This is a genomic window from Flavobacterium sp. TN-1 (assembly GCF_052828645.1).
In genome coordinates, this window is sequence record NZ_CM128253.1 from 1,113,273 (window position 1) to 1,137,352 (window position 24,080).

Annotated in this window: 20 protein-coding genes and 1 pseudogene; 7 read left to right on the plus strand and 14 right to left on the minus strand. The window is 31.0% G+C overall.

Annotated features, from left to right (window positions below):
• Window positions 1-196: 196 nt before the first annotated feature.
• The 11 genes from ACUXZJ_RS04685 to ACUXZJ_RS04735 form a co-directional block, all read right to left on the minus strand.
• Window positions 197-841, minus strand: coding sequence for an HD domain-containing protein (locus ACUXZJ_RS04685; RefSeq protein ID WP_060383566.1), 645 nt, complete (start codon window positions 839-841; stop codon window positions 197-199).
• A gap of 175 nt (window positions 842-1,016) precedes the next feature.
• On the minus strand, window positions 1,017-2,018 hold the full coding sequence (locus tag ACUXZJ_RS04690; RefSeq protein WP_088466369.1) for an acyl-ACP desaturase: 1,002 nt from the start codon (window positions 2,016-2,018) through the stop codon (window positions 1,017-1,019).
• A gap of 13 nt (window positions 2,019-2,031) precedes the next feature.
• A complete protein-coding gene (locus ACUXZJ_RS04695; RefSeq protein ID WP_063743554.1) occupies window positions 2,032-2,763 on the minus strand; it encodes a lysophospholipid acyltransferase family protein in 732 nt (243 codons plus the stop codon).
• An 89-nt stretch (window positions 2,764-2,852) separates the two neighbouring features.
• A complete protein-coding gene (locus ACUXZJ_RS04700; protein ID WP_014165977.1) occupies window positions 2,853-3,263 on the minus strand; it encodes a BrxA/BrxB family bacilliredoxin in 411 nt (136 codons plus the stop codon).
• Window positions 3,264-3,348: 85 nt separating this feature from the next.
• Complete coding sequence (locus ACUXZJ_RS04705; RefSeq protein WP_060383563.1) at window positions 3,349-4,563, minus strand: murein hydrolase activator EnvC family protein; 1,215 nt, start codon at window positions 4,561-4,563, stop codon at window positions 3,349-3,351.
• A 16-nt stretch (window positions 4,564-4,579) separates the two neighbouring features.
• Complete coding sequence (locus tag ACUXZJ_RS04710; protein ID WP_060383562.1) at window positions 4,580-5,365, minus strand: DUF4292 domain-containing protein; 786 nt, start codon at window positions 5,363-5,365, stop codon at window positions 4,580-4,582.
• Complete coding sequence (locus ACUXZJ_RS04715) at window positions 5,362-6,708, minus strand: tetratricopeptide repeat protein (protein WP_060383561.1); 1,347 nt, start codon at window positions 6,706-6,708, stop codon at window positions 5,362-5,364. Before ACUXZJ_RS04715 ends, ACUXZJ_RS04710 begins: the two co-directional genes overlap by 4 nt.
• Window positions 6,709-6,878: 170 nt before the next feature.
• The gene (locus ACUXZJ_RS04720) at window positions 6,879-7,889 is read right to left on the minus strand and encodes a sugar phosphate nucleotidyltransferase (RefSeq protein WP_060383560.1); all 1,011 of its coding nucleotides are present in this window, start codon (window positions 7,887-7,889) and stop codon (window positions 6,879-6,881) included.
• Window positions 7,890-8,002: 113 nt separating this feature from the next.
• Entirely contained in the window at window positions 8,003-8,437 is a 435-nt protein-coding gene (dut, locus tag ACUXZJ_RS04725) for a dUTP diphosphatase (protein ID WP_060383559.1), read from the minus strand.
• A gap of 166 nt (window positions 8,438-8,603) precedes the next feature.
• Window positions 8,604-10,052: a lipopolysaccharide biosynthesis protein gene (locus ACUXZJ_RS04730; protein WP_060383558.1), complete on the minus strand. Its 1,449-nt coding sequence runs from the start codon at window positions 10,050-10,052 to the stop codon at window positions 8,604-8,606.
• A gap of 32 nt (window positions 10,053-10,084) precedes the next feature.
• Window positions 10,085-10,564: a hypothetical protein gene (locus ACUXZJ_RS04735; protein WP_060383557.1), complete on the minus strand. Its 480-nt coding sequence runs from the start codon at window positions 10,562-10,564 to the stop codon at window positions 10,085-10,087.
• A 273-nt stretch (window positions 10,565-10,837) separates the two neighbouring features.
• Here ACUXZJ_RS04735 and serS point away from each other — a divergent pair, with 273 nt between their 5' ends.
• From serS to mgtE, 5 genes are all read left to right on the plus strand, one after another.
• A complete protein-coding gene (gene serS / locus ACUXZJ_RS04740) occupies window positions 10,838-12,109 on the plus strand; it encodes a serine--tRNA ligase (protein ID WP_060383556.1) in 1,272 nt (423 codons plus the stop codon).
• Between the two features lie 76 nt (window positions 12,110-12,185).
• Window positions 12,186-14,027 (plus strand): tetratricopeptide repeat protein, encoded by a 1,842-nt coding sequence (locus ACUXZJ_RS04745; RefSeq protein ID WP_081078450.1) that lies wholly within the window; start codon window positions 12,186-12,188, stop codon window positions 14,025-14,027.
• Window positions 14,028-14,110: 83 nt separating this feature from the next.
• A complete protein-coding gene (locus ACUXZJ_RS04750) occupies window positions 14,111-14,422 on the plus strand; it encodes a DUF4286 family protein (RefSeq protein WP_060383555.1) in 312 nt (103 codons plus the stop codon).
• Window positions 14,423-15,122: 700 nt separating this feature from the next.
• Window positions 15,123-15,902 (plus strand): 16S rRNA (adenine(1518)-N(6)/adenine(1519)-N(6))-dimethyltransferase RsmA, encoded by a 780-nt coding sequence (rsmA, locus tag ACUXZJ_RS04755; protein WP_060383553.1) that lies wholly within the window; start codon window positions 15,123-15,125, stop codon window positions 15,900-15,902.
• Complete coding sequence (mgtE, locus tag ACUXZJ_RS04760; RefSeq protein WP_060383552.1) at window positions 15,892-17,244, plus strand: magnesium transporter; 1,353 nt, start codon at window positions 15,892-15,894, stop codon at window positions 17,242-17,244. The genes rsmA and mgtE overlap by 11 nt, the downstream gene beginning before the upstream one ends.
• On the opposite strand, the pseudogene ACUXZJ_RS04765 reads toward mgtE, so the two are convergent.
• From ACUXZJ_RS04765 to ACUXZJ_RS04775, 3 genes and pseudogenes are all read right to left on the minus strand, one after another.
• Window positions 17,245-17,373: pseudogene (locus tag ACUXZJ_RS04765) on the minus strand (HlyD family secretion protein); the annotation flags it as partial.
• Window positions 17,374-17,732: 359 nt separating this feature from the next.
• Window positions 17,733-21,056 carry a PA domain-containing protein gene (locus ACUXZJ_RS04770; RefSeq protein ID WP_446195910.1) on the minus strand — a complete coding sequence of 1,108 codons (3,324 nt, stop codon included), beginning with the start codon at window positions 21,054-21,056 and terminating at the stop codon, window positions 17,733-17,735.
• 103 nt (window positions 21,057-21,159) lie between these two features.
• On the minus strand, window positions 21,160-21,936 hold the full coding sequence (locus ACUXZJ_RS04775; protein ID WP_063743560.1) for a lysophospholipid acyltransferase family protein: 777 nt from the start codon (window positions 21,934-21,936) through the stop codon (window positions 21,160-21,162).
• A 72-nt stretch (window positions 21,937-22,008) separates the two neighbouring features.
• Here ACUXZJ_RS04775 and trpS point away from each other — a divergent pair, with 72 nt between their 5' ends.
• A complete protein-coding gene (gene trpS, locus ACUXZJ_RS04780; protein ID WP_060383549.1) occupies window positions 22,009-22,980 on the plus strand; it encodes a tryptophan--tRNA ligase in 972 nt (323 codons plus the stop codon).
• A 316-nt stretch (window positions 22,981-23,296) separates the two neighbouring features.
• Window positions 23,297-24,079: a DUF3108 domain-containing protein gene (locus ACUXZJ_RS04785; RefSeq protein WP_060383548.1), complete on the plus strand. Its 783-nt coding sequence runs from the start codon at window positions 23,297-23,299 to the stop codon at window positions 24,077-24,079.
• Window position 24,080 lies beyond the last annotated feature (1 nt).

Below are 24,080 nucleotides of genomic sequence, written 5' to 3' on the forward strand. Positions count from 1 at the left end.
GCTTGAAAAAACATTCTGCCTCAAGGCGTAATCTCCCTTTATTAGTAAAGGATGACTCAAGCTTCATAAGCTAAATTCCTACTTTTTTCTAATGCGTAATTTGGGTAAAACCTCTTTGCGTTTCAATGAAAAAAATGAAATAATAAGATTTTTCTTAGAGGTTAATAGAAAGATAATTTTAAGGACCTCGTGCTCATTATTTCATTCCTTCCCACTCATTATAAAACTGTTCTAAAAATTGCTCCATAAACAGGTGGCGTTGCAAGGCAATTTGTTTTCCAGTTGACGTGTTCATTTTTTCTTTTAAACGCAATAATTTCTCATAAAAATGATTAATGGTAGGCGATGTGGTATTTTTATATTCTTCCTTACTCATTGTTAAATTAGGTGTAATAGAAGGATCATAGAGTTTTCTATTTTTAAATCCACCATAATTAAAGGCTCTAGCAATTCCTATAGCACCAATGGCATCTAAGCGATCCGCATCTTGGACAATAGCGAGTTCTTTAGAGTAAAAATTAGATGTGAAATTACCTCCTTTAAACGAAATATTTTCTATAATTTTCACTACATGATCAATAATGTTTTGATCAACATTTTGTGATGTAAGAAAATCAGATGCTGTTTTAGGACCAATAGTTTCATCACCATTATAAAATTTACTATCGGCTATATCATGCAATAAAGCTGCTAGGTAAACTACCGTTTCGTTACATTCTTCTTCTTTAGCTATTTGTTGGGCGTTTTTATATACTCGTTCTATATGAAACCAATCATGTCCGCCTTCAGCCTCTTCTAATTGCTTTTTTACAAACTCAATTGTTTTTTGTATAATTTCCATAGGTTATATCTTTAAAAAGGGCTGTCTTAAAATAAGTTTAATTGTCACGTTTTTTAGAAATATAGGAAGTAAATTAGATATATTAATTACCTTTTTTCCTTATATTTTAGTATGAAATAAACTTTTGTTTTTACTTTTGAGACAGCCACTTTGAATTTATCTTGATTTCTATTTTTTACACTATTAAAGCAGGTTGTACCCATTTAAATATTTTTTCCTCAGTAGGAGTAACTATTCTTTCTGCTAATCGAGTCATTCTTGCAGGTAGTTTCATTAGATAATCACGCGCTTTTTCTGCCTCATCTGTAAGATGAGTGATTTTGTCTATTTCCCACTTTTGAATTAATTTTTCCATAATATCAATATAATCTGTAGCAGTATAAACACCTATTCGTTGAGCAGATTCAGAAAATTTTTCAAATGCAGTTCCTATAGCTTCTCCCGATTCTCGAATAAGGTTGGCAGGCATTGTAATTTTTTGTTTCATCATATATTGAAAAGCTAACATCATTTGACTAGGATCTATTTGAAAAATTCGGTTAACAAATTCACTATAAGCCAAGTGGTGGCGCATTTCATCGCCTGCAATTAAATTACATAGTTTGGCTAATTTTTTATCACCAAATTGTTTGGCTAATTTAGATACTCTCATGTGTGAAATATAAGTAGCTAATTCCTGAAAACTTGTAAACACAAAATTTTTATAAGGATCACGATCAGTACCAGGATCAAATCCATCGTTTATTAGATGTTGAGTGGTTATTTCTACTTCGCGCATATTTACACGTCCTGATAGATATAAATATTTATTAAGTAAATCACCATGACGATTTTCTTCGCCAGTCCATTGACGAATCCATTTAGCCCAGCCGTTATCGCCTATAGATCCTTTTTGTTGAATACCTTCAATATCTAACAACCATGATTCATAGGTTGGTAAGGCTTCTTCTGTAATTGTGTCGCCTACTAGAACTACCCAAAAATCATAAGGTAAATCTTTTGCTATTGCTCTAAGCTCTGTGACTTCTTCTATGAAGTTTTCTGCTTCAGAGTTTGGTAATAAATCACTTGGTTGCCAGATTTTTTCCACAGGAAGTAGGTAATTTTCTACAAAAGAATCCAAACTCTTTTCTAGATACTGCATGACTTCCAAGCGAATATTATTTAATTTTTCCATAAGATTAGTATAATTATTTTATATGTTCTTTGATTATAGTTTCAGTTTTTTTGAATATTTCATCAAAACTATAATCAGATATTTTTAGAGGAGGGTGAATTATATGTTCAATATTACTGCCTAATCCTAAAGGGAATTGACCATAACGTGTCATTTTCCATGAGTTATTTATTGTTACGGGCAAAAAATAGGCATCGGGCGCAAATTTATAAAGCATTTTTAAGCCATTTATAGAAAAAGGTTTGGGTACTCCCGTTTTGCTTCTTGTACCTTCTGGAAATATGACTACAGAATAATTATTTTGATTAATATATTCAGCTACTCGTTTTATTTCTGGTAAGGCCTGTTTTGGATCTTTCCGATCGATTAAAGCGGAACCTCCATGACGTAAATTAAAGGAAACACTTGGTATTTTTTTTCCTAATTCTTTTTTGCTAATGAATTTAGGATGGCATTTGCGTAAAAACCAGATAAAAGGAGGGATATCATATAGGCTTTGATGGTTAGCTACAATAATCAGAGGTTTGTTTTTGGGGATATTTTCAAAGCCTTTTATTTTATAGGTAGTTCCTAATACATGAGTGGTTCTAACTAAAAAAGCATTTAAAATTGCTACACTGATTCGGTGGGTATTATATCCGAAAAAATAGAAACAGAACCATTGTATAGGATGAAAGATAAGTAAGCAAAGAAAAAACAGTATTCCAAATAGAATAGATAACGGATAAGAAATAAGTTTTAACATGTTTTTAGTTTTATTAGGTCAAAAATAACAAATGTCATCTAGAAAAAAAGATCTAGATGACATTTGTTAAAAACAAGGTCTTATAGCTTTTAGCAAAATTCGCTATAAGCGTCCTTTAAATTTTCAGCAATAATTTCTGCTGGACGTCCTTCTATATGATGACGTTCTAACATGTGTACTAACTCGCCATCTTTAAATAATGCCATAGCTGGTGAAGAAGGAGGGAAAGGAAACATTTGTTCACGAGCAGCATCTACAGCTTCTTTATCAACACCTGCAAAAACAGTAATTAATTGGTTCGGTTTTTTTTCACCTGACAAACTCATTATAGCACCTGGACGAGCATTACGAGCCGCACAACCACAAACTGAATTTACTACAACAAGGGTAGTACCGGTAGCTGTAATTGCATTTTTTACATCGTCTGCTGTATATAAATTTTGAAAACCTTTGCTAGTTAATTCTTCGCGCATTGGCTTTACCATTTCTTCTGGATACATATTCTTTATATGTTAAAGTTATTCTTTTGCAAAGTTACAAACTTTTCTATTGTAACCTTTTTATTTAATATGATTTTAATAGTTCTTATAATCCTTTAATCCAAGATTGAGGATTTAGTTTTGTTGTATTTTGATAAATATAAAATTTTAAGACCGCTTTATTTGTAAAACTATTGAAATGAATGCTTCCTAAAGTTTGTTTGGTGCTTACTTTTTGTCCTTTACTGACATTTACTCCACTAAGATTAGAATAAGAAGTGATATAGTCACCGTGTCTGATAACTACAGTTGCAGTTCCGTTAGCAGCCATTTGTACGTCACTTACTTCGCCTCCAAAAACGGCACGAGCTTGAGCACCTCTTTCGGAAGAAATTTCAATTCCGCTACTTTCAATCATGATAGAAGGTTCTAAGGGGTGGGGCTGACGACCAAAGCGTTTAGTTAAAGCTCCTTTTTCTACAGGCCATGGTAATCGACCACGATTTGATCGAAAATCATTAGCTAATTCTTTAGCTTCAGGTGTTAATACAAAAGTGGTTGTATTAGTTGTATTTCCTGCTTTTTTGTTAGCTGCGGCAATTGCTTCACGAATTAAGCGATCTATCTGACGTTCAATGGCGCGAGATTCTTTTTGCTTTTTATGAATTTCGGCAATGATTTTCTTTTTATCTTTTTTAATGCTATTTAATAGGCGTTCTTGTTCTAGACGTTCTTGTTCTAGATCTTTTTTTTCTTTTTCGCTTATAGCAATTAATTTTTCTTTTTGTTTTTTTTGCGTACCTAATTTAGTGTTATAGTTTTCTAGGTCTTTTGTTTTACTTTTTATTTCTTCGCCCTGCATTTTTCGGAAGCTAGAATATTGTTTCATATATTCTCCTCTTTTATAGGCTTGTAAAAAATTATCAGCAGATAAAATGAACATCGCTCTACTTTGTTCTGAACGACTTTTGTATGATTTTTCAATCATTTCAGCATAATCTTCTTTTAGGATTTGTAAATCCTTTTTTAATTGATTTACTTTTAATTGGTTGATATACATACTGTTTCCTAATACTTTTTTTTGTTTTTCTGTAGTACGAATCAGTTTAAGTTGTAAGTCTATTTTTTCCTTTTGTTGGGCTACAATTTTAGTTACATCTTTTTCTTTTCTTTTTTGCTCACCCAATAGGCGTTCTTTTTGACGGATTTCTTCTTGAATTCTAGCTTTTTGTTCTTCTAATTTGCGTTGTCTATCTTCTTCTTGAGACCAGACCATGATGGTGTTAAGAATAAAAACAAAAGATAAGATATGTTTTAACATAATTTATTAATTCTTTTTAATTAATTTTTATGGCTTTATAACCTTCGGGTACACTATACGGAAATGTCAGTTCTTCATTGTAGGTAACAGATTCATTTTGTATTGTAATTTCTGTGGTTCTATTACCTTGAGTTGCAAAAATAACAAGTTCCATTGGTAAAATAGCTTCTGAGGCTGAATTATAATTAGTATAATTAACCGTCATTTTTTGATCTCGATCAATTTGTTTTATTTCTTGACTGTTTAACCAAAAAGAGTTGGGATCAAAGGAGTAAGATTTTATAAGATTATGGGGTGTTGTTTCCAATAATTTTATACTGTTTTCTTCTTTTATCATGGTATATTTGCCTAAAGAAAGGTCGTCGATAGTTTTTCCTAAAAGTAGGTTTTGAACTTTTTGAAAATTTAATTCAGTGCCTAACCAGTTACTTAATATTTTATAATCCCCATCAAAAAACTTTCCTCCAATTTTTTGATAATATTTTACAGAGGAGGGTGTTAATAGTACTTTGGCTACGGGATAACCTAATATCTTAGCGGTTACAAGGATCATTTGATCTTTTTTGATACGAATGTCTGCTAGTATACTAGAGGATTGGTTTTCATCTTTATACTGTATATCCGATTTTATATACGCTGTTTTAAAATCTCTTTTTATGGCTTCGTGATTTGTTATAACATTTTTTGCCGTTTCTGCAATAATTGGTGTCTTATTTTCTTGATGTATAACAAGATTTTGTTTGGTTTTACATGAAACGGACACGAGTGCTACGCTTATTATACTTATAATCTTTTTGATCATTTTGTTGTATTTTTAATAATCAATGCTTTCTTTTGGTATTCTTCTGCTTTTTTGGTATTGCCCAAAGCAGTTGAAACGTTGCTTATTAAATCTAGAAAATTAATTTCTAATGTAGGGTTTTCAATTATATAATCGAAACCAACTTCTAAAATTTCGTTAGCTTTTTTATAATTTTTTAGTTCAAAATTTGCTTTTCCTGCAAAGTAATAAAATTCAGGTTGATTAGGGAATAGATCTAAATAATCTGTAGTAAGTTTTAACATTATTTGATAATCTTTTTTTTCTTCATAGCAAATAAGAGTGCATAAGGCTGTTTCTAGATCGTTTTTTTGAAAAATAATAGATTTTTGAAAATTTTTAATAGCTAAATCCCATTGCTTTTTTTTAAAGTAGAATTTTCCAACTTCTTTATTTACATTAAATTCTGGATCTCCTTCAAAATAGGACATAGCTTTTGATAGTTGATTTTCAAAAACAGGATTTTTAGATACAAAAATTAAAAATTCATTAAACATTTTAATTTTAATTTTTTTATCCATTTTTCTGCTTTTCAAAACGGTTTCAAGTGTGCTAAAAGCTTCTGTTCCTTTTGTGTCAGTAATATGATATTTAAACAGGAACACAGCAGCCCATTCTGAAGTAGGTATGTTTTGTTTTAGTTTTTCAATTACTTCTCTGGCTTTTTCTTCCTGATTGGTTTCAGAATATTTAGTAATTAGAGAAAGATAATTTTCTTCATTTAAGGGATTAGTTTCAATTGCTTTTTCTAAATCAGATTTACTTCCAGCGTTGATATTCGTTTGCCTATTGATTTCTGCTCTGTATTGATTTCTTCTTTCTGTTTTACCTTCGGATTCGTCTAATTCGTTGATTAGTATTAGAGCTTTATCAAACTGACGAGTGTACATAAACAGTGCCAATAAATCTTCTTTGTATTTTTTGTCTAAAACAATGATTTTTTGAAGAACTGAAATTCCTTGATTATAATTCTTGGTGGTATAGTAGACATCATATAAATCAATCCAGTTCCATTTGTTTTTTGAGTCTAATTCTGTCGCTTTTATATAGGCTTCTTCAGCCGAAATATAATCTTTTTTAAAATAATAATTCTTGCCTAATTCATGATAAACAACTGCGTTATTAGGTTGGAGTTGTAAGCATTTTTCCAATTCAATAAGTGCTTTGTCATAATTTTCAATTCCTTTTTGTTTTAAAGATTCATAGTAGGCTTCTTGAAAACTATCATTATCTGATACGATGTTTTCAGGATCTGTTTGGGCTAAAAAAGGATGTGTACTGGTTATGAATATAAAACAGACCAGTTTGTATATTGTTTTATTCATATTTTTAAATTTTACGTACAGTGATTAACATATAGTGTTGTTCTTTTAATCATTCTAGATTATTTGCTACAAAAAAGGGGGTGTTAATGTTGTTATAACAGTAAAATATCCAGTTCAAAAAGGTCTGTCCGAAAATTTTAAAAAAACATTCGGACAGTTTTATTCTTTATTTATTCTAATGTAGAATAATCTCCTATACTTATACTTTTGAAGTTTCCGTCAAAAGTAGCGTGATTACCAATCATAGCATTGTCCAAATCAGCATTACGTAAATGTGTATGCGTTTGAACCAAACTGTTTTTAATGGTAACATTTGTTAAATGTGTAGACTTTCCTAGAGATACATTAGGCCCTACAGTTGAGTTTATTAAAACTACGTCTTCTCCTATAAAACAAGGAGGAATGATTGTAGAATTTTCAATACGAGCAGAATCAGCTACCATATTTTCACCTTCTGCATGTAAAAAATTCAGCATTCTACTATTTGTTTCAACTGTTACATTTTTATTTCCACAATCCATCCACTCATCTACTTTTCCAGGAACAAATTTCATTCCTTTGTCCATCATTTGTTTGATTCCATCATTTATTTGGTATTCACCACCGTGAATGATGTTGTTGTCTAAAACAGCTTGTAATTCATTTTTTAAGATTGCTATATCTTTAAAATAATAAATACCAATAACAGCTAAATCAGAAACAAAAGTAGAAGGCTTTTCTACTAGTTCAATAATTTCATTTGATTCATTTAGATTAATTACGCCAAAGGCTTCAGGATTTTCTACTTGCTTTACCCAAATTACACTATCAGCAGCCGTATCTAATGTAAAATCAGCTTTAAAAAGGGTATCAGCATACGCAATAACGGTGGGACCTGAAAGGGATTCTTTGGCACACATGATAGCGTGTCCTGTACCTAATGCTTCATTTTGATAGTAAATTGTTCCTTTAGCTCCTAAATTTTGTGCTATAGCCACTAATTCTTCTTCTACTTTTTGACCAAAACTTTCATGAATGATAAAAGCAATTTCTTCAATATCTTGATTAATTACTTTAGCAATATCCTCTACTAAACGGTGTACGATAGGTTTGCCAGCAATAGGAATTAATGGTTTAGGAATAGTTAGTGTATGCGGGCGAAGACGTGAGCCACGACCAGCCATAGGTACAATGATTTTCATAAGATTAGTCCCTTGTTCTTGTAAATAAGAACTTGCTACAGGGAAAGTAGTTTTTAAAATTTATTTATTTAATACTCAATTTTTAAAGTTTTATTATTTTGAATTTAATGAAATTATTTTAGTCCCGTACTTCCAAAACCTCCTTTGCCTCTATTTGTATCAGAAAGAATTTCTACAGGTTGCCAAAATATGCGTTCGTGTTTAGCAATGACTAATTGTGCGATACGTTCACCGTCTTCAATTTCAAAGAAATCATTTGACAAATTAACTAAAATGATACCTATCTCACCCCGATAATCAGCATCTATGGTACCTGGAGAGTTTAAAACAGTAATTCCTTTTTTTAGGGCTAAACCACTTCTGGGTCTTATTTGTGCTTCATAGCCTTGTGGTAATTCTATGAATAATCCTGTTTTAACTAATACTCTTCCCAGAGGAGGGATTGTAATAGATTCTTCTAAATTAGCTCTTAAATCCATACCTGCTGATAAATCAGTTTCATAATGAGGTAGCGTATGTTTTGATTTATTTACAATTTTTATTTCCATGTTGTGAATATACGATTTTAACAATTATGAGATTTCCAAAAAGGTCTTAATCTTTTTATTTAGAGTAAAGTAAGAAATTACATAACACTAATAATGTGATTTATTCTGTCGTTGAAATGATAGACTAGATGTTGAGTTTTGACTTTTCAGATCTCCTCTATTTTAACTATTTCCTTTTTATTATTTTCAAAAAAATATTTTTTTCATTTTGATAAATATAATAACCAAATGCTATTAGGGCAAATATTCCAAAAATATAATTATTGCGTAGAATGGGAACATAAAAAGATAAAATAGATAATGTAATAGACATTCCTATATAGCTTACGATTTTAGTTGTTTCATAAGGAATAGGATATTTTTTTTGACCTAAATAATAGGATATAAACATCATACTTCCGTAAGCTATAATAGTTGCAAGGGCAGAACCATAATAACTCATGACCGGAATTAGCCAATAATTAAAAATTAATGTCAGGATAGCACCTATAAGAGATATTATAGTGCCTATATATGTTTTGTCAGTTAGTTTATACCATACAGATAGATTTGTGTAAATTCCTAAAAAGAAATTAGCTAATACAATCAAGGGAACTACTTTTATTGCTTCCCAGTATGTTTCATTAGGAACTAACGGTTGTTTGAGAAGATCAATAAAAACAATTACAAAAAGCAAAATGAAAGAACCCGAAATGACAAAATATTTTGTTATAGTGGCGTAAGTTTGAGGAGCGTTTTCATTTTTAGCATGATTAAAAAAGAAAGGTTCTATACCCAAGGAGTAAGCCGTGCGAAATAAAACCATAAACATACCTAATTTATAACAAGCAGAATATGCCCCAATATCCGCTTTGGAAACATGTAATTTTTCTAATAAAATTTTATCAAAGTGCTCATTAATAGCAAAGCCAATTCCTGAAAAAAGTATAGGTAAGCCATATTGAATCATTTTAATCCATAGCTTTTTATCAAAAACACCTTCCCTTTTAATATAATGTTTAGACAGCATTACTAAAGTAAATAAACTAGCTAGAACATTTGAAATAAAAATATATCCGACTTGAAAATGATCAAAATAAAGTGTACTAATAGGGTTTTCTTTTGAAATAAGAGGAAGTATTAGTAAGAAAAAAATATTTAAGCCAAAGTTAATAACAACATTCAAAATTTTAATCACGGCATACTGCATTGATTTTTTTTCGGCACGTAATTTTGAAAAGGGAATAACAACCAAAGCATCTAAGACCAATATCCAAATGGTATAAGTAATATATTCCTTTTTAATATTAATAAAGTGAGCTATACTTTCTCTAAAAATTAATGAAAAAGCCAAAAAGGCAATAGAAGACCAAAAAAGAGATGCCAATGAGGTTTTGAAAACATTTTTTTTGTTTTCTTCCTGACTATAAAACCTAAAAAAAGCAGTTTCCATTCCATAAGATAGAACCACGTTAAAAAAGATTAGATAAGCAAAAATAATAGATACATCAGCAAATTCAGCTTTTGGTAATTTTTTTACATACAGAGGATTCAATAAAAAACTAATCATACGAGGTAAGACCGTAGCTAAACCATAGATTAGTGTCTGCTTAAATAAACTTTTATAAATACCCAAAATAATTATGTTATTTTAAACCTACAAAAGTATTAATTTTTATCATTTTCATTTGTTCTTATAGAAGGATAAACTAACATTTCTTTTTCTTTTACTTTCTTGATTTTTAAAAAAGATTTTTTTCCTTTGTAAAAATACTCCAAAACAGCTTGTCTAAATGTAATATTCAAAGGCGCTTTTTCTGTATTAGAAATAATATTTTGTTCATCTTGATGATTTTCTTCATTTGCCAGCCAATTAATATTATCCTTAAAACTAAAGAAATATTCTTTTGAAGTTACTTTATTAGGATTGGCTACTTTATTTTTAAAATAAATTTTACTCAACACTATATCTTTTGGTAATTCTTCTTCAAAAAGAATATGCAAATCCGTACCCGAACCACCTCCTTTTATACCAGCTATCCAAGACTGATAGTAACACTCTTGAATAACAAAAAGTTGTTTATTTGTTTTTTGTGGATATCCTGTAAAATAAACTAATAGTAATATAAAAGTATAGAATGATTTCATAAACCTAAAATAAATATTTGATTGTTGATTGTTTTTTTAAAAATAAAAAGCTACATTAGTTTCGATGGTCAAAAAATATGCCAAGTAATTTAAATAAAACAAGATGAGAGGCTTAGTTTTGTAAAATTAAGAAATTATTAGGTTAATTTTTAGATTTTTTTAATAACTATTATATGGATTTAAAAACTAAACGATTTGTATTGAAAAATAAATGATTTAGATAGGGATAGGTGTAATAGAATTTTTAAATTTGCGATTGTTAAAAATTATAATATGTTACAAATAGCAGTTATTAGAGAAAACCAAGAAATGGTAATCAATGCTTTGGCAAAAAAAAATATAGATGCCACAGCCATGATAGAAAATGTGGTAGCTCTTGACGAAAAGCGTCGTGCTACTCAAGTAGAGTTAGATAATGTATTGGCGGAATCTAATAAACTGTCCAAAGAGATTGGAGCTATGATGAAAGCAGGCGAAAAAGCCAAGGCAGAAATCATTAAGGAGAAAACAACTCAATTACGAGATCAAAGTAAAGAACTGACAGAAGTATTAAATGTTATTATAGAGGATTTAACGCAACAATTGTATCAGTTACCTAATATTCCTGCTCAAATTGTTCCAGAAGGAAAAACAGCAGATGATAATTTAAATATTTTTCAAGAAGGCGAAATTCCAGCTTTATATGAAGGAGCGCTTCCTCATTGGGAATTAGCTAAGAAATATGATATTATTGATTTTGAATTAGGGACTAAAATTACAGGTGCTGGTTTTCCCGTTTACAAAGGAAAAGGAGCCAAATTACAACGTGCTTTAATTAATTACTTTATTGACAAAAATACAGAAGCAGGATATAATGAAGTACAAGTACCTCATTTAATTAATGAAGCATCGGGTTATGGAACAGGACAATTACCTGATAAAGAAGGACAAATGTACCACGTAGGAATTGACGATTTATATTTAATTCCAACCGCAGAAGTTCCCGTAACGAATTTATACCGTGATGTCATCCTACAAGAAACAGAAATGCCCGTAATGCTAACAGGTTATACTCCTTGTTTCCGCCGCGAAGCAGGTTCGTATGGAGCACATGTGCGAGGATTAAACCGTTTACACCAATTTGATAAAGTAGAGATTGTTCGTATTGAACACCCAGATAATTCTTATCAAGCTTTAGACGGAATGGTAGAACACGTAAAAGGAATTTTAAATGAGTTGAAATTACCATACCGTATTTTGCGCTTATGTGGAGGTGATATGAGTTTTGCTTCAGCATTAACCTATGATTTTGAAGTATTTTCAACAGCACAAGAACGCTGGTTAGAAATATCTTCTGTATCTAACTTTGAAACCTTCCAGTCAAACCGTTTGAAATTACGCTTTAAAGGAAAAGATGGTAAAACACAATTAGCCCATACTCTAAACGGTAGCTCATTAGCCTTACCTCGTGTATTAGCCGGAATTTTAGAAAATTATCAAACACCAGAAGGAATTGTAATTCCCGAAGTATTAAGAAAATATACAGGTTTTGATATTATAGACTAAACTATATAAGAAATATTTATAATGTACTAAAGTAGCAAAATTATTGTAACTTTAGTACATTGTTTTTTTAGATGAAATGAAGAAGATAATTCAAATATTATTATTTTGGCCTTTATTAGTCGTGGGTCAAATATATACGGTAAGCCCTCCTTCTGGAGGAAATCCGCAAGTAACAATGCCTCAAAATAATAATCCTAACGAATATTTAGCTCAAAATTATTTTGATCGAGGTGAGTTTGATAAAGCTATAGTCATCTATGAAGAACTATTGAAAAGACAACCACATAATTATCCTTTTTTTCAAAAAGTAGTCACATGTTATCAACAATTAAAACAATTTGAAAAAGCAGATGTGTTGATACAAGAAAAACTTAAAAAAACGAAATATCCTAATTTATATGTAGAATTAGGGTATAATTATCAACTGCAAAAACAACAGGATTTAGCAGATAAAAATTATAAGATAGCAATTAATAAAATAAATGAAAATCTTAATAATGTGTATAGTGTTGCACGAGAATTTGAGCAAAAAATACTACTCGCGCAAGCCATAGAAGCTTATACATTGGCGCAAAAAATAAATCCAGAAGCTAATTTTGATTATCAGATAGCTTTGTTACAAGGACAATTGGGCAATATTGACTTTATGATTGAATCATTAGTAGATTATGCTCATAAATTCCCTAATAATCTAGTATTAGTCCAAAATCAACTTAATCGTTTTCTAACAGAGGATCATAGCAAAACCTTCGCAAACACATTACGAAAATCATTATTGTTAAGAACACAAAAAAATCAAGATCTATTTTGGAATGAATTTATAAGTTGGTTTTTTATTAATCAAAAAGAATATAATAAAGCTTTTATACAAGAAAAAGCCATTTATCGCCGTAATCCCGAAAATTTCAACAACCTGTTTAACTTAGCACGATTAGCTTCACAAGAAAAAGAAACTGATACGGAACGTGAAATTTTAAATTTTGTATTAGAATATGCTACCCACCCAGATGTGCAATTACAAGTTAATTATAGTTTATTAAAAATAGATATTGATCGCGCTAAAAAAGAAGAATATCCATTCATATTAGAAAGGCTTAATAAACTTTTGTCTGACTATGGAACGGGATCCAATACGATTAAAATTCAAATTTTAAAAGCACATTTTGAAGCCTTTTATTTAAAAGAATTTGAAAATGCTAAAACTTTATTGTTTAAAGCACTACAATTACCTTTGAGTCAATATGGCTTAGCAGATGTTAAATTAGAGTTAGCTGACATATTACTTCTAGATCAAAAATTTAATCAAGCCATTATTTATTACGCACAAGTAGAAGCGGAATTAGAAAATCATGAAATAGCGCATGATGCAAACCTAAAAATGGCAAAAGCAAGTTATTACAAAGGTGATTTTCAATGGGCTAAAAAGCAATTTGAAGTACTAAAATCATCTACTTCTCAACTTATTGCAAATGATGCCATGAAGTTGTTTTTGCTTATATCCGATAATACAGTAGAAGACTCAACACAAGTAGCCTTAAAGAAATTTTCAAGAGCCGATTATTTAGCATATCAGAACAAACAAATAGAAGCGTTAGAAGCATTTAAGAAACTTTTGATAGAACATAAAGGACAAAGTATTGAAGATGACGTTTTACTAAAAATGGGAGAATTGTATGAAAGTAAACAAGAATATTCAGAAGCACTAAATAGCTATCAACAGATTATTGACAATCATTCAGAGGAAATTTACATAGATGAAGCCTTGTTTTTTAGTGCCGAAATTCTTAGAAAACACCTTCAAAAACCAGATAAAGCAAAAGAACTCTATGAAAAAATTATTCTAAATCATCCCGATAGTATTTATTTTGTAGAGTCACAACACAATTACCGAAAGTTAAGGGGAGACGGTAATTTGTAGAAGATAGGCTTTAAAGACTTTTGGCTATCTTTGCATAAATAAACTTTTAGATTTTTAAATATATAATCCTAAAAAAAATAAAAATGATCATATATAATGTTACTGTAAATATTCACGAAAGTATTCATGACCAATGGTTAGATTGGATGCAAAACAAACATATTGCAGAAGTAATCGGAACAGGTAAATTTACATCAGCTAAAATGGTAAAAGTTTTAGTAGAAGAAGAAATGGGAGGAATAACGTATGCAGTACAATATTTTACCGATAGTAAAGAAACCTTACAACGCTATTATGACGAAGACGCTCCTGCTTTACGCGAAGAAGGCTTACGCCTTTTTGGAGACAAGATGTTAGCTTTTAGAACTGAGTTAGAAATTATTTCAGAACATTAAGAATTATGCAAATTGAGTTTCGAATAAGAAAAGCAATAGACAACGACGAGAAGTATTCTTAAAATTATCAGGAACTAGATACCTATTCATACTTTATCGAATTATTGAAACAAATTAATATTTTTCCTACGAAACATAAACAAGAAAAGTAGAATAATTTTATTATTGATTTTATAAAAAATGATAGAAATTGAGATAACGAAATTCAATAATTTATTGAGCTCCGTAATGATTGTAAAGTAAAAAGTTAATGGTAAGCAATCGAGCAGTAAAATATCCATCAATACCAAAGACATTTTCCGTTAATGTTGATTTTTGGATAGAAACAAAAGGAGAAAATTTCAGAAAAAAGGTTACTGTCTTTAATGAAATTGAAAAATTTCAAAATGATGTTAAAATCAAAATATTTCAATTAAATTTTCTCAATTAGCTTGAATATAGAACTCATAACAAGAATTTCTGTTAATAGGTATTTTGAAGATGCTTACAATGAAAAGCGTTCAAGCCATAGTGGAAGAAAACACAGTCTTAAAATAGAATGTTTTTATCTTTAGAAGATTTAATCATTAGCAAGGTTAAATTAGGTAAACCTAAAGACCTCTATTAAACATTCAATAATTAAAGGAAATAAAAGGTAAGTACTAACCCAACCTGAAACTTTTCACATAACACAAATTAACGTGAAACCTGAAACAAAAAAATGGATAAAGTAAGAGCAAAAAAACACCTAGGTCAACATTTCTTAAATGATGAAAATATTGCGGGTAAAATAGCCGATGCACTAACCTTACAAGGGTATGATAAAGTATTGGAAATTGGTCCAGGAATGGGCGTTTTAACTAAGTACCTCCTTGAAAAACCAATTGATACTTATGTAATCGAAATAGATACTGAATCAGTAGAATACCTTAAAACACATTATTTAAAATTATCTAATAAGATTCTCTCTGAGGATTTTTTAAGATTTGATTTGACTAAAGTTTTTGGCAATGAGCCTTTTGCTGTTATTGGAAATTTTCCGTATAATATTTCTTCTCAAATTGTTTTTAAAGTATTAGAAATGCGTGATCAAATTCCTGAGTTTGCAGGAATGTTTCAAAAAGAAGTAGCAGAGCGTATTTGCGAAAAAAAAGGAAGTAAAACTTACGGGATTTTATCCGTACTAACACAAGCTTTTTATGAAACAGAGTACCTGTTTACAGTTTCAGAATTTGTATTTACACCTCCTCCTAAAGTAAAATCAGGTGTTATGCGTATGCGTCGTAAAGAAAATGCTCAGTTACCTTGTAATGAAAAATTATTCTTTAATGTAGTAAAAACAGCTTTTAATCAAAGAAGAAAAACACTAAGAAATAGTTTAAAAAGCTTTAATCTTTCGGATAATTTAAGAGAAGATAGTATCTTTGACCTTCGCCCAGAACAAATATCAGTAGAGCAATTCATAGAGCTCACCCAAAAAATAGCAGCAGATGGAGTTTAAAATTACCCCAGAATTCATCGCTCAGATCGAGCATTTAGTGAATGAAAACCGAGCACAAGAACTAGAAAACTTGTTGCAGGACATTCACTTTGCAGATATTGCTGAAATTTTAGATGAACTAGATGAATATCGGGCTAATTATGTTTTTAAAATATTAGATTCAGAAAAAACCGCTGATGCTCTTTTAGAGTTAGACGATGAAGTACGTATAAAAATCCTTAAAAACCTTTCTGCCAAAGAAATTGCAGAAGAGATTGACGAATTAGATACAGATGATGCAGCCGATATTATAGCGGAATTACCACAGTCTAAAAAAGAAGAAGTAATCTTAGAGCTAGAAGACGTTGAACACGCAAAAGATATCGTAGAATTACTTCGTTACGATGAAGATACAGCAGGTGGTTTGATGGGGAAGGAGTTAGTAAAAGTAAATGAAAATTGGAATGTGCTGACCTGTGTTAAAGAAATGCGTATGCAAGCAGAACACGTTACACGTGTACATTCTATCTACGTAGTAGACGATGAGGATCGCCTAAAAGGACGACTTTCCCTAAAAGATTTACTAACAACATCTACCAAAACCCCCATTAGCGATGTATATATCAAAAAAGTAGATTACGTAAAAGTAGATACAATGGATACCGAAGTGGCACGTATCATGCAAAAATATGATTTAGAAGCCATTCCTGTAGTCGATGAAATGGGGCGTTTAGTGGGGCGTATTACGATTGATGATATTGTAGATGTAATCAAGGAAGAAGCAGATAAAGATTATCAGATGGCGGCTGGTATCTCCCAAGATGTAGAGGCAGATGATAGTATTTTAGAACTTACGAGAGCTCGTTTGCCTTGGTTAGTTTTAGCCTTATTAGGGGGATTTGTCAGTGTTCGTGTTTTAGGTTTATTTGAACCGGCCATGAAAGAACATCCTCAGTTATTCTTTTTTACCCCTTTAATTGCTGCTATGGGAGGAAATGTAGGAGTACAATCATCGGCCATTATTGTACAAGGTTTGGCTAATAATTCAATTAGCGGAACTATTTTGCAACGTTTATTAAAAGAACTATCATTGAGCTTGTTAAACGGTTTGATTCTTTCTACGATCTTATTATTAGGAAGCTATTATTTACTAGGTTTTGAAATTCATATCGGCTTAACAGTTACTACCGCTTTATTATCAGTTATCGTAATTGCGTCCCTAATAGGTACTTTTATACCTATTGTTTTAAATAAGAATGGAGTAGATCCTGCATTAGCCACCGGACCTTTTATTACTACAAGTAATGATATTTTGGGAATTTTAATTTATTTTACCATTGCGAGGATTATTTTAGGTTTTTAATCACTCATTACTTTTAAAGATCTCTCTAAACTGATAGAATATTCTTTCTATGAGTCTAAGATCTTCGGTGATGATTTCGGCTGAGCCTCTCATTTCTTGTTGGAATGGAATTTGTTTTTGGTAGCTTGTTATCGGAGTAACAAACTGCATGTTGATTTAGACACTACCTACAAAAATAATAAAAATTAGTGTTGGTTCTCGATGCGCTTCGCGCTGGAACTAACGATGATTTCAATTATATACTCAACCCTCTGTTCGAGTTGTTTTTAAGATAAAAAAACGTATCGAGAACTTTATTTTTTAATCCAAGTATATTTTAAGTTTAAATGATATTAGACTCTTTTTGAGCTTTTTTTGGGTTTCTTTCTCCTAATATAATACTTGTTTTGTTGATATGTAGGTATTTATGTTATTATGAATGTGCCTAAAAAAGAGGTTGTCCTAAAATATTTTTTAGGACAACCTCATATTTTGTATTAGAAAAATCGCTATTGGATTATGATTTTTTCGGTTTCTTGAAAATGATCACCAGACATTTTTAAGAAATAATTTCCTGGGGTTAAGTTTGATAAGTCTAATTCATTTGTATTGTTATGAATTATTACGGAATTTTCTAGAACCAGTTTACCAGTAATATCAAATACTTCAACTTTTACGCTACCATAGTCGTTAGAAGAAGTTAATTTTATATTTCCTTCAGAAACTGTTGGGTAAACTCTAATTGTATTTACTTTTTCTGTAACTGATTCATCTATTTTGGCTCCTATAGCACCTGTTAGATTGCCTGAAAAAACACCACGACCATACGTAGCGGCATATACCTTATACGCGTTAGGTGCTGTTGGAGAATTTGCTTGAATATCTAAGTCTGTAACTTTTACATTTCTCATTCCATTATAAGCTTGTTTCCAGTTTAATGCTTGATCAGAAGTTGCAGCATTGTTAAAATTATTAGCATACCAAACTCCCAAATCAGTACCTATCATAATTTCTGCGGTATTTAATGGATTTTGTAAAATTGCTTTTACTGGCAAATCAGGTAAATTGCCGTCTAGTTGATACCAATTAGTTCCTCCGTTCGATGTATACCAAATATTGTTTACACCATAATTGTGCATAGTTAGGAAAATTTGGTTATCATTAGCTCCAAACTCTATGTCAGAAACACTACCAACAAAATTAGGACCACTTATGTTAGACCATACAGGAGAAGAACCGTTAGCTCCAGTAACTTTTAGTAATTTACCATTCATAGTTCCTATGTATAAAGTAGTAGGTGTTACTTTACCTGTAGCAAGAGCTGTTGCATACCCTGTTAATAAAGCATTGGCTAAATTAGTTCTAGATACCTGTGTATTACCCTTAATATTAGAATATCTTCTTACTTGATAAGTTCCATTCTGGGTAAAATCAGAATACACAATATCATTTGTAGAATCTAGAGTCATAGCAGGGTAAAATAAACCTGCTCCAGAAGTGTTGTCATTTAGAGTTTTAGTTGTAGTATTTCCTACATTTCTAAGAATCATATTGTCATTATATACATAATTTGTAATATAATATTTATCGGATCCTTGGTCAAATAAAGGTTTTCCTCCATCACCTCCTTGAACTCTAAAAGTGTTGTTAACTCCTATAGAAGCCCCTAAAGTTGAATTGGCAGCAGTAGAAGAGCCTGAATAATATTGAGTGCCATTGTCTTGAGCTCCCGCAACAAAAAAATCACCCGCAGCACCAGAAACACCATTTGGCATTACAGCTACTCCTACAAATTGAGTAACGTTAAAGCCTGTATTTCTAGCTGTAGCTGGAGTTGTAGTACTAGCTACATTACTTGTGTAATATACTCCTCCATCATTGCCAAAAAGGGCTATGTTACTATTACCTGGTTTAAAAACCATAGCATGTTGATCAGAATGTACATTGGTTGTCCAATTGGAAATAGTATTCCATGTTACAGAAGGGCCATTTGCATTAGCTGTTCTATAAAGATCAATACCTCCTAGATATAAAATTTTATCATCTATAGGGTCTGATTCAATCATCATGTCGTAAAAAGCTTGTTGACCAGTAAAACCATAAGTGGTCTCGCGTGTTTCATTTCCAGCAGGTAACGATAAAATAGTAGGAGTTGTATTAAATCCGTTAGTGGTTAAGGCTAATTGTACTTCTACTTTTGTAGAGGTATTTGGATCATCTTTTAATTGTGATAATACATAAATTTTATCAGGAGTTGTATTAGAAGCTTCAATTTCTACTCGTTTTCCTCCCCCTTCAGCAACAACCGTATGGCGTAAGTTAAAAGTACCTCCGTTATCTGTTGATTGAAATACTCTACCGCCGCCATCACCATACGTCCAACTATCGGTAGATGATACCCAAATGTCGCCGTCTGCTCCCAATTCAATGTCATTAGGACAAGTAGGGTGTCCAGCTACTGATGAAGGTAAACTTAGTTTGGTCCATGTACTTCCTCCATTAATAGATTTATACAGGCCGAAATTAGAAGCATTAAATAGGGTGCCATTACGAGATTCTGAGTATTGGCCATCTCCCATAGCAGCATAAATTTCAGAAACCCCACCATTGTTTTTAACCACTAAATCATTTACAAATTGAACACCTGAAACTTCTAACCCAGAAAATTCAAGAGGACCAGAAGGTTTTATAGTTCCAGTTAAGTTTGCTAAATTAGCGATGAGTAGATCGCCATCTTCTTTAGAAATCATAATGGTAGGTATAGTTCCTGTAATAGCAGCATCTTCTGACATATTAAATACGGAACCACCTACAGCATTGTTCATTATAATTACGCCTATTGCACCCGCATTTTGAGCCACCATTGCTTTTGATTCAAAAGAACAAGTGCCTCTTCTTATTAAAACAATTTTACCGGCATAATTTTGTGAAGTTGCGCCACAAGCATCATCTGTTGGTGTTACTCCATCATTCATTAATACGATTGACGCTGTGAAGGTGTTATTAATAGCACCGCCAGGCCATGTAGCAGAACCTGTAGAATAAGCTCTTATTGTAGCAGCATTGGAAGGAGCTATTATTTCAAGGTTTTGTAAATTTTTAACAGTTGATGATACAGATCCGCCTCCATAAACTCTAGTCCATGTAGCTCCTCTATTAGTAGTTTTCCAAATGCCATTACCATTTACATCTCCAAACACGTAAGATTCACCTGTGCCTACATACCAAGTATCTCTGTTATTAGGATCTATTGCTATGTTTTGAACATTTATATGTTCAGGGAAAGTATCAATTTTTGTCCATGCAGAGGTTGTACTTGAAATATTGCTATTTCTCCATAATCCGCCACTAACTCCTCCAGCTACTACAGTATTTCCAGTTGTATCTCCTGGGTCGAAAATAATTGCTCTTGTACGTCCTCCTACATTATTAGGTCCTCGTTCTACCCAATTATTTGTAGTAGCATCACCTGGTATACGGTATGCCAAAGCTTCTTGACGTGCTTTTTCTAGATCTTTTCGAATGGTTTCAATGTTTTCGTTAGTTGGCCTACCTAAACTAGGATTCATGGTTAGTAACCATTCTTGTTCATTGTATTTATTAGGTGGAATACCTTCTTCTTTCCTTTGTTGTTTAGATAAATAAAAAGTTCTATTTATTTTATTATTAGCTAAAAAATGTTCGTGCTTTTTTCTGAGAATCTTGGCTTCTTTTTTAGAAAGCTTTTGGTTTGCTTGTGTTTCTCTTGTAATACTCACGTCTCCGAAGTGTTGTGAATAACCTACAGTTACTCCAAACAAAAGAAAGAAACTGGGTAGTATTCTTTTTTTCATATTTAGTCTATTTTTGGGTTAATATTTGCCAAATATATAGATATTTTAAATATAATGTTAAATATTTTTATGAAAAAAATTGATTTTTTTATGAAAAACAAAATTATTTTTGATGGGTATTTTTGTTAGAATGTCTCATGTATGCGGGATCATTTAACAGATTATTGAGGATTAATTTTCTAGATTTATCTTTAATAATCTTTTTGTCCTCATGAGTCATTCCTGTTGTTTTTACAAAGGATAAGAATTGAACTCTTAGGCATCCTGGTTTGCCGCTAAAAAAAGTATAGGAAAAAAGATTTTTATTATCATAAAAAACGATAGGTACAATTGTTAGTTGATGATCAATAGCAATATTAAAAGCTCCACTTTTAAACTCATCTAAAATCACACTTTCATCGTCAGGTACCTTTCCCTCAGGAAAAATACAAATACTTAAACCTTGATTAATACGCGCTTTAGCTCTTTCATAGACTTCCGATCGACTTCGCATACTATCACGATCTACCATAATGGCAGCTCTTTTATAAAAAAAGCCAAATATGGGGATTTTAACCAATTCTTTTTTTCCTACAAAAACAAAAGGATTTTTAACCACGGCTAACATCAGCATAATGTCTGTCATTGAAGTATGATTTGCAATAAACATATAACTATGGTTGGGTAAAACAGGTTGTTCGCTTTTGATTTTATAATGAAACCCCATTCCGTAAAGAACAATTTTAGCCCACAAACGAGCCATTTTAAAAAAATAAGGATACCAAGAATCTTTAGAAAGAGAGAGGGTCAAAAAAGGAGACATGATAAGGATAGGTATTAAAACTAATACATAAAACCATAAACGCCAGATACACCAAAAAAGAATTTTTAACATTCGCATAACAGTTGTTATTTACTTCAAATATGAATTAAAAAAAATTACCTTTGCGAAAATATTATTTTTAAGAATATAATGGCAAAAATATTAACGGGAGTACAAAGTACAGGAACTCCACATTTAGGAAACCTTTTAGGCGCAATTATACCTGCCATAAAAATGGCTGATCAGCCTGAAAACGAATCTTTTTTATTTATAGCAGATTTACACTCTGTAACTCAAATAAAAGAAGGTACAGTTTTGAAAAATAATACATATAGTACAGCTGCAGCTTGGTTAGCTTGCGGTTTAGATATTAATAAAGTAACTTTTTATCGTCAAAGTGACGTTCCGCAAGTTGCGGAGCTAACTTGGTATTTGAGTTGTTTTTTTCCTTTTCAAAGATTGACGTTAGCGCACTCGTTTAAAGATAAAGCAGATAGGTTAGAAGATGTAAATGCAGGATTGTTTACATATCCAATGTTAATGGCTGCTGATATCTTAGCTTATGATGCAGAAATTGTACCTGTAGGAAAAGATCAATTACAACATTTAGAAATTACACGTGATGTAGCTTCTCGTTTTAATCATCAAATGGGAGAAACATTTGTCTTGCCACAAGCTAAAACAGGGGAGGATTCTATGTTGATTCCTGGTACTGATGGTGAAAAAATGAGTAAATCAAGGAATAATACAATTAATATATTTTTAGATGACAAAGATTTGTTAAAACAAATCAAAACGATTCAAACAGATAGTACACCACTTGAAGATCCTAAAAATCCAGATACCTGTAATGTCTTTTCTCTATATAAGTTAATAGCTACAGAGGATCAGACAACTGAATTAAGGGAGAAATATTTAGCTGGTAATTTTGGATTCGGACATGCTAAACAAGCTTTATATGACTTAATTGTTGAACGTTTTGCAGTAGAAAGAGAACGTTATAGTTATTATATGAATAATTTGACAGAGTTGGATAGAATATTACAAATTGGTGCAGGAAAAGCATCTTTAGTTGCTAATGATGTTTTAAAAAGAGTTCGAGTTAAATTAGGTTTTGATTAATTAATTCAAAAAAATACTTAAAACTATATTTTGATGAATAAAGTTTAAAAACAAACCTTAAAAAACTCTTAATTTTGATAAAAATTTGTTAAAATTAATTTTTTGTTGTGTTTTTATTAAAAAAACGATTTATATTTGTCCTATGAATTTGAGGGGTGGTTCCCTCTGAACTTTATAAATTTTCATAATTTATAGTTTTTTGGTTGGTTAATAACATAAAAACTCAGTCATTTTCTGATTGGGTTTTTTTGTTTTTTATTACTTTTGGAATAAAAATTGTAGTGACTGATAACCAAACTGTCTACAAATATAAAAAATGAAAAAAAATATTCTATTATTCATAGCCGCTTTAGGTTTATCATCGTTTCAAATTACAGAACAAAAAAAAGAAGCTTTTGGTGTAGGTGAATGGTTAAAATATAGGATTCACTACGGTATAGTAAATGCTGGTTATGCAACTTTAGAATTAAAAGATGCAGTAAGAAATAATCGGAAATGTTTTTATGCAGTTGGACATGGCTACACAACAGGTATGTCTCGTTTCTTTTTTAAAGTCGAAGATCATTACCAAAGTATTTTTGATCAAGAAACCAATAAACCTTATCAATATGTAAGAAAAATAGATGAAGGTGGATATACCAAAGATCAAGAAGGTTTTTTTAATCAGACCAAAAATACAATACTAGTAAAAGATTATAAGAATAAAACAGAAAAGAACCTCTCTGTTACAGAAGATGTACAAGATATTGTTTCTTCGTTTTATTATTTACGAAATCATCCCAAAGCAAGTGAATTGGCTGTAGGAGAATCAATAATTATTGATATGTTTTTTGATGATGAAATTTATAAATTTAAAATGCGTTTCTTAGGTAGAGAAACAATTAATACTAAATTTGGAAACGTCAAAACATTAATTTTTAGGCCATTGGTTCAGCATGGTAGAGTTTTTAAAGAAGAAGAAAGTCTAACCGTATGGGTAAGTGATGATGAAAATAAAATACCATTACGAATTAAAGCAAGTCTAGCTGTGGGTTCCTTAAAAGCGGATTTAGAAAGTTTTAAAGGACTTAAAAACCCTTTTTTAGTTTTAAAAAGTTAAT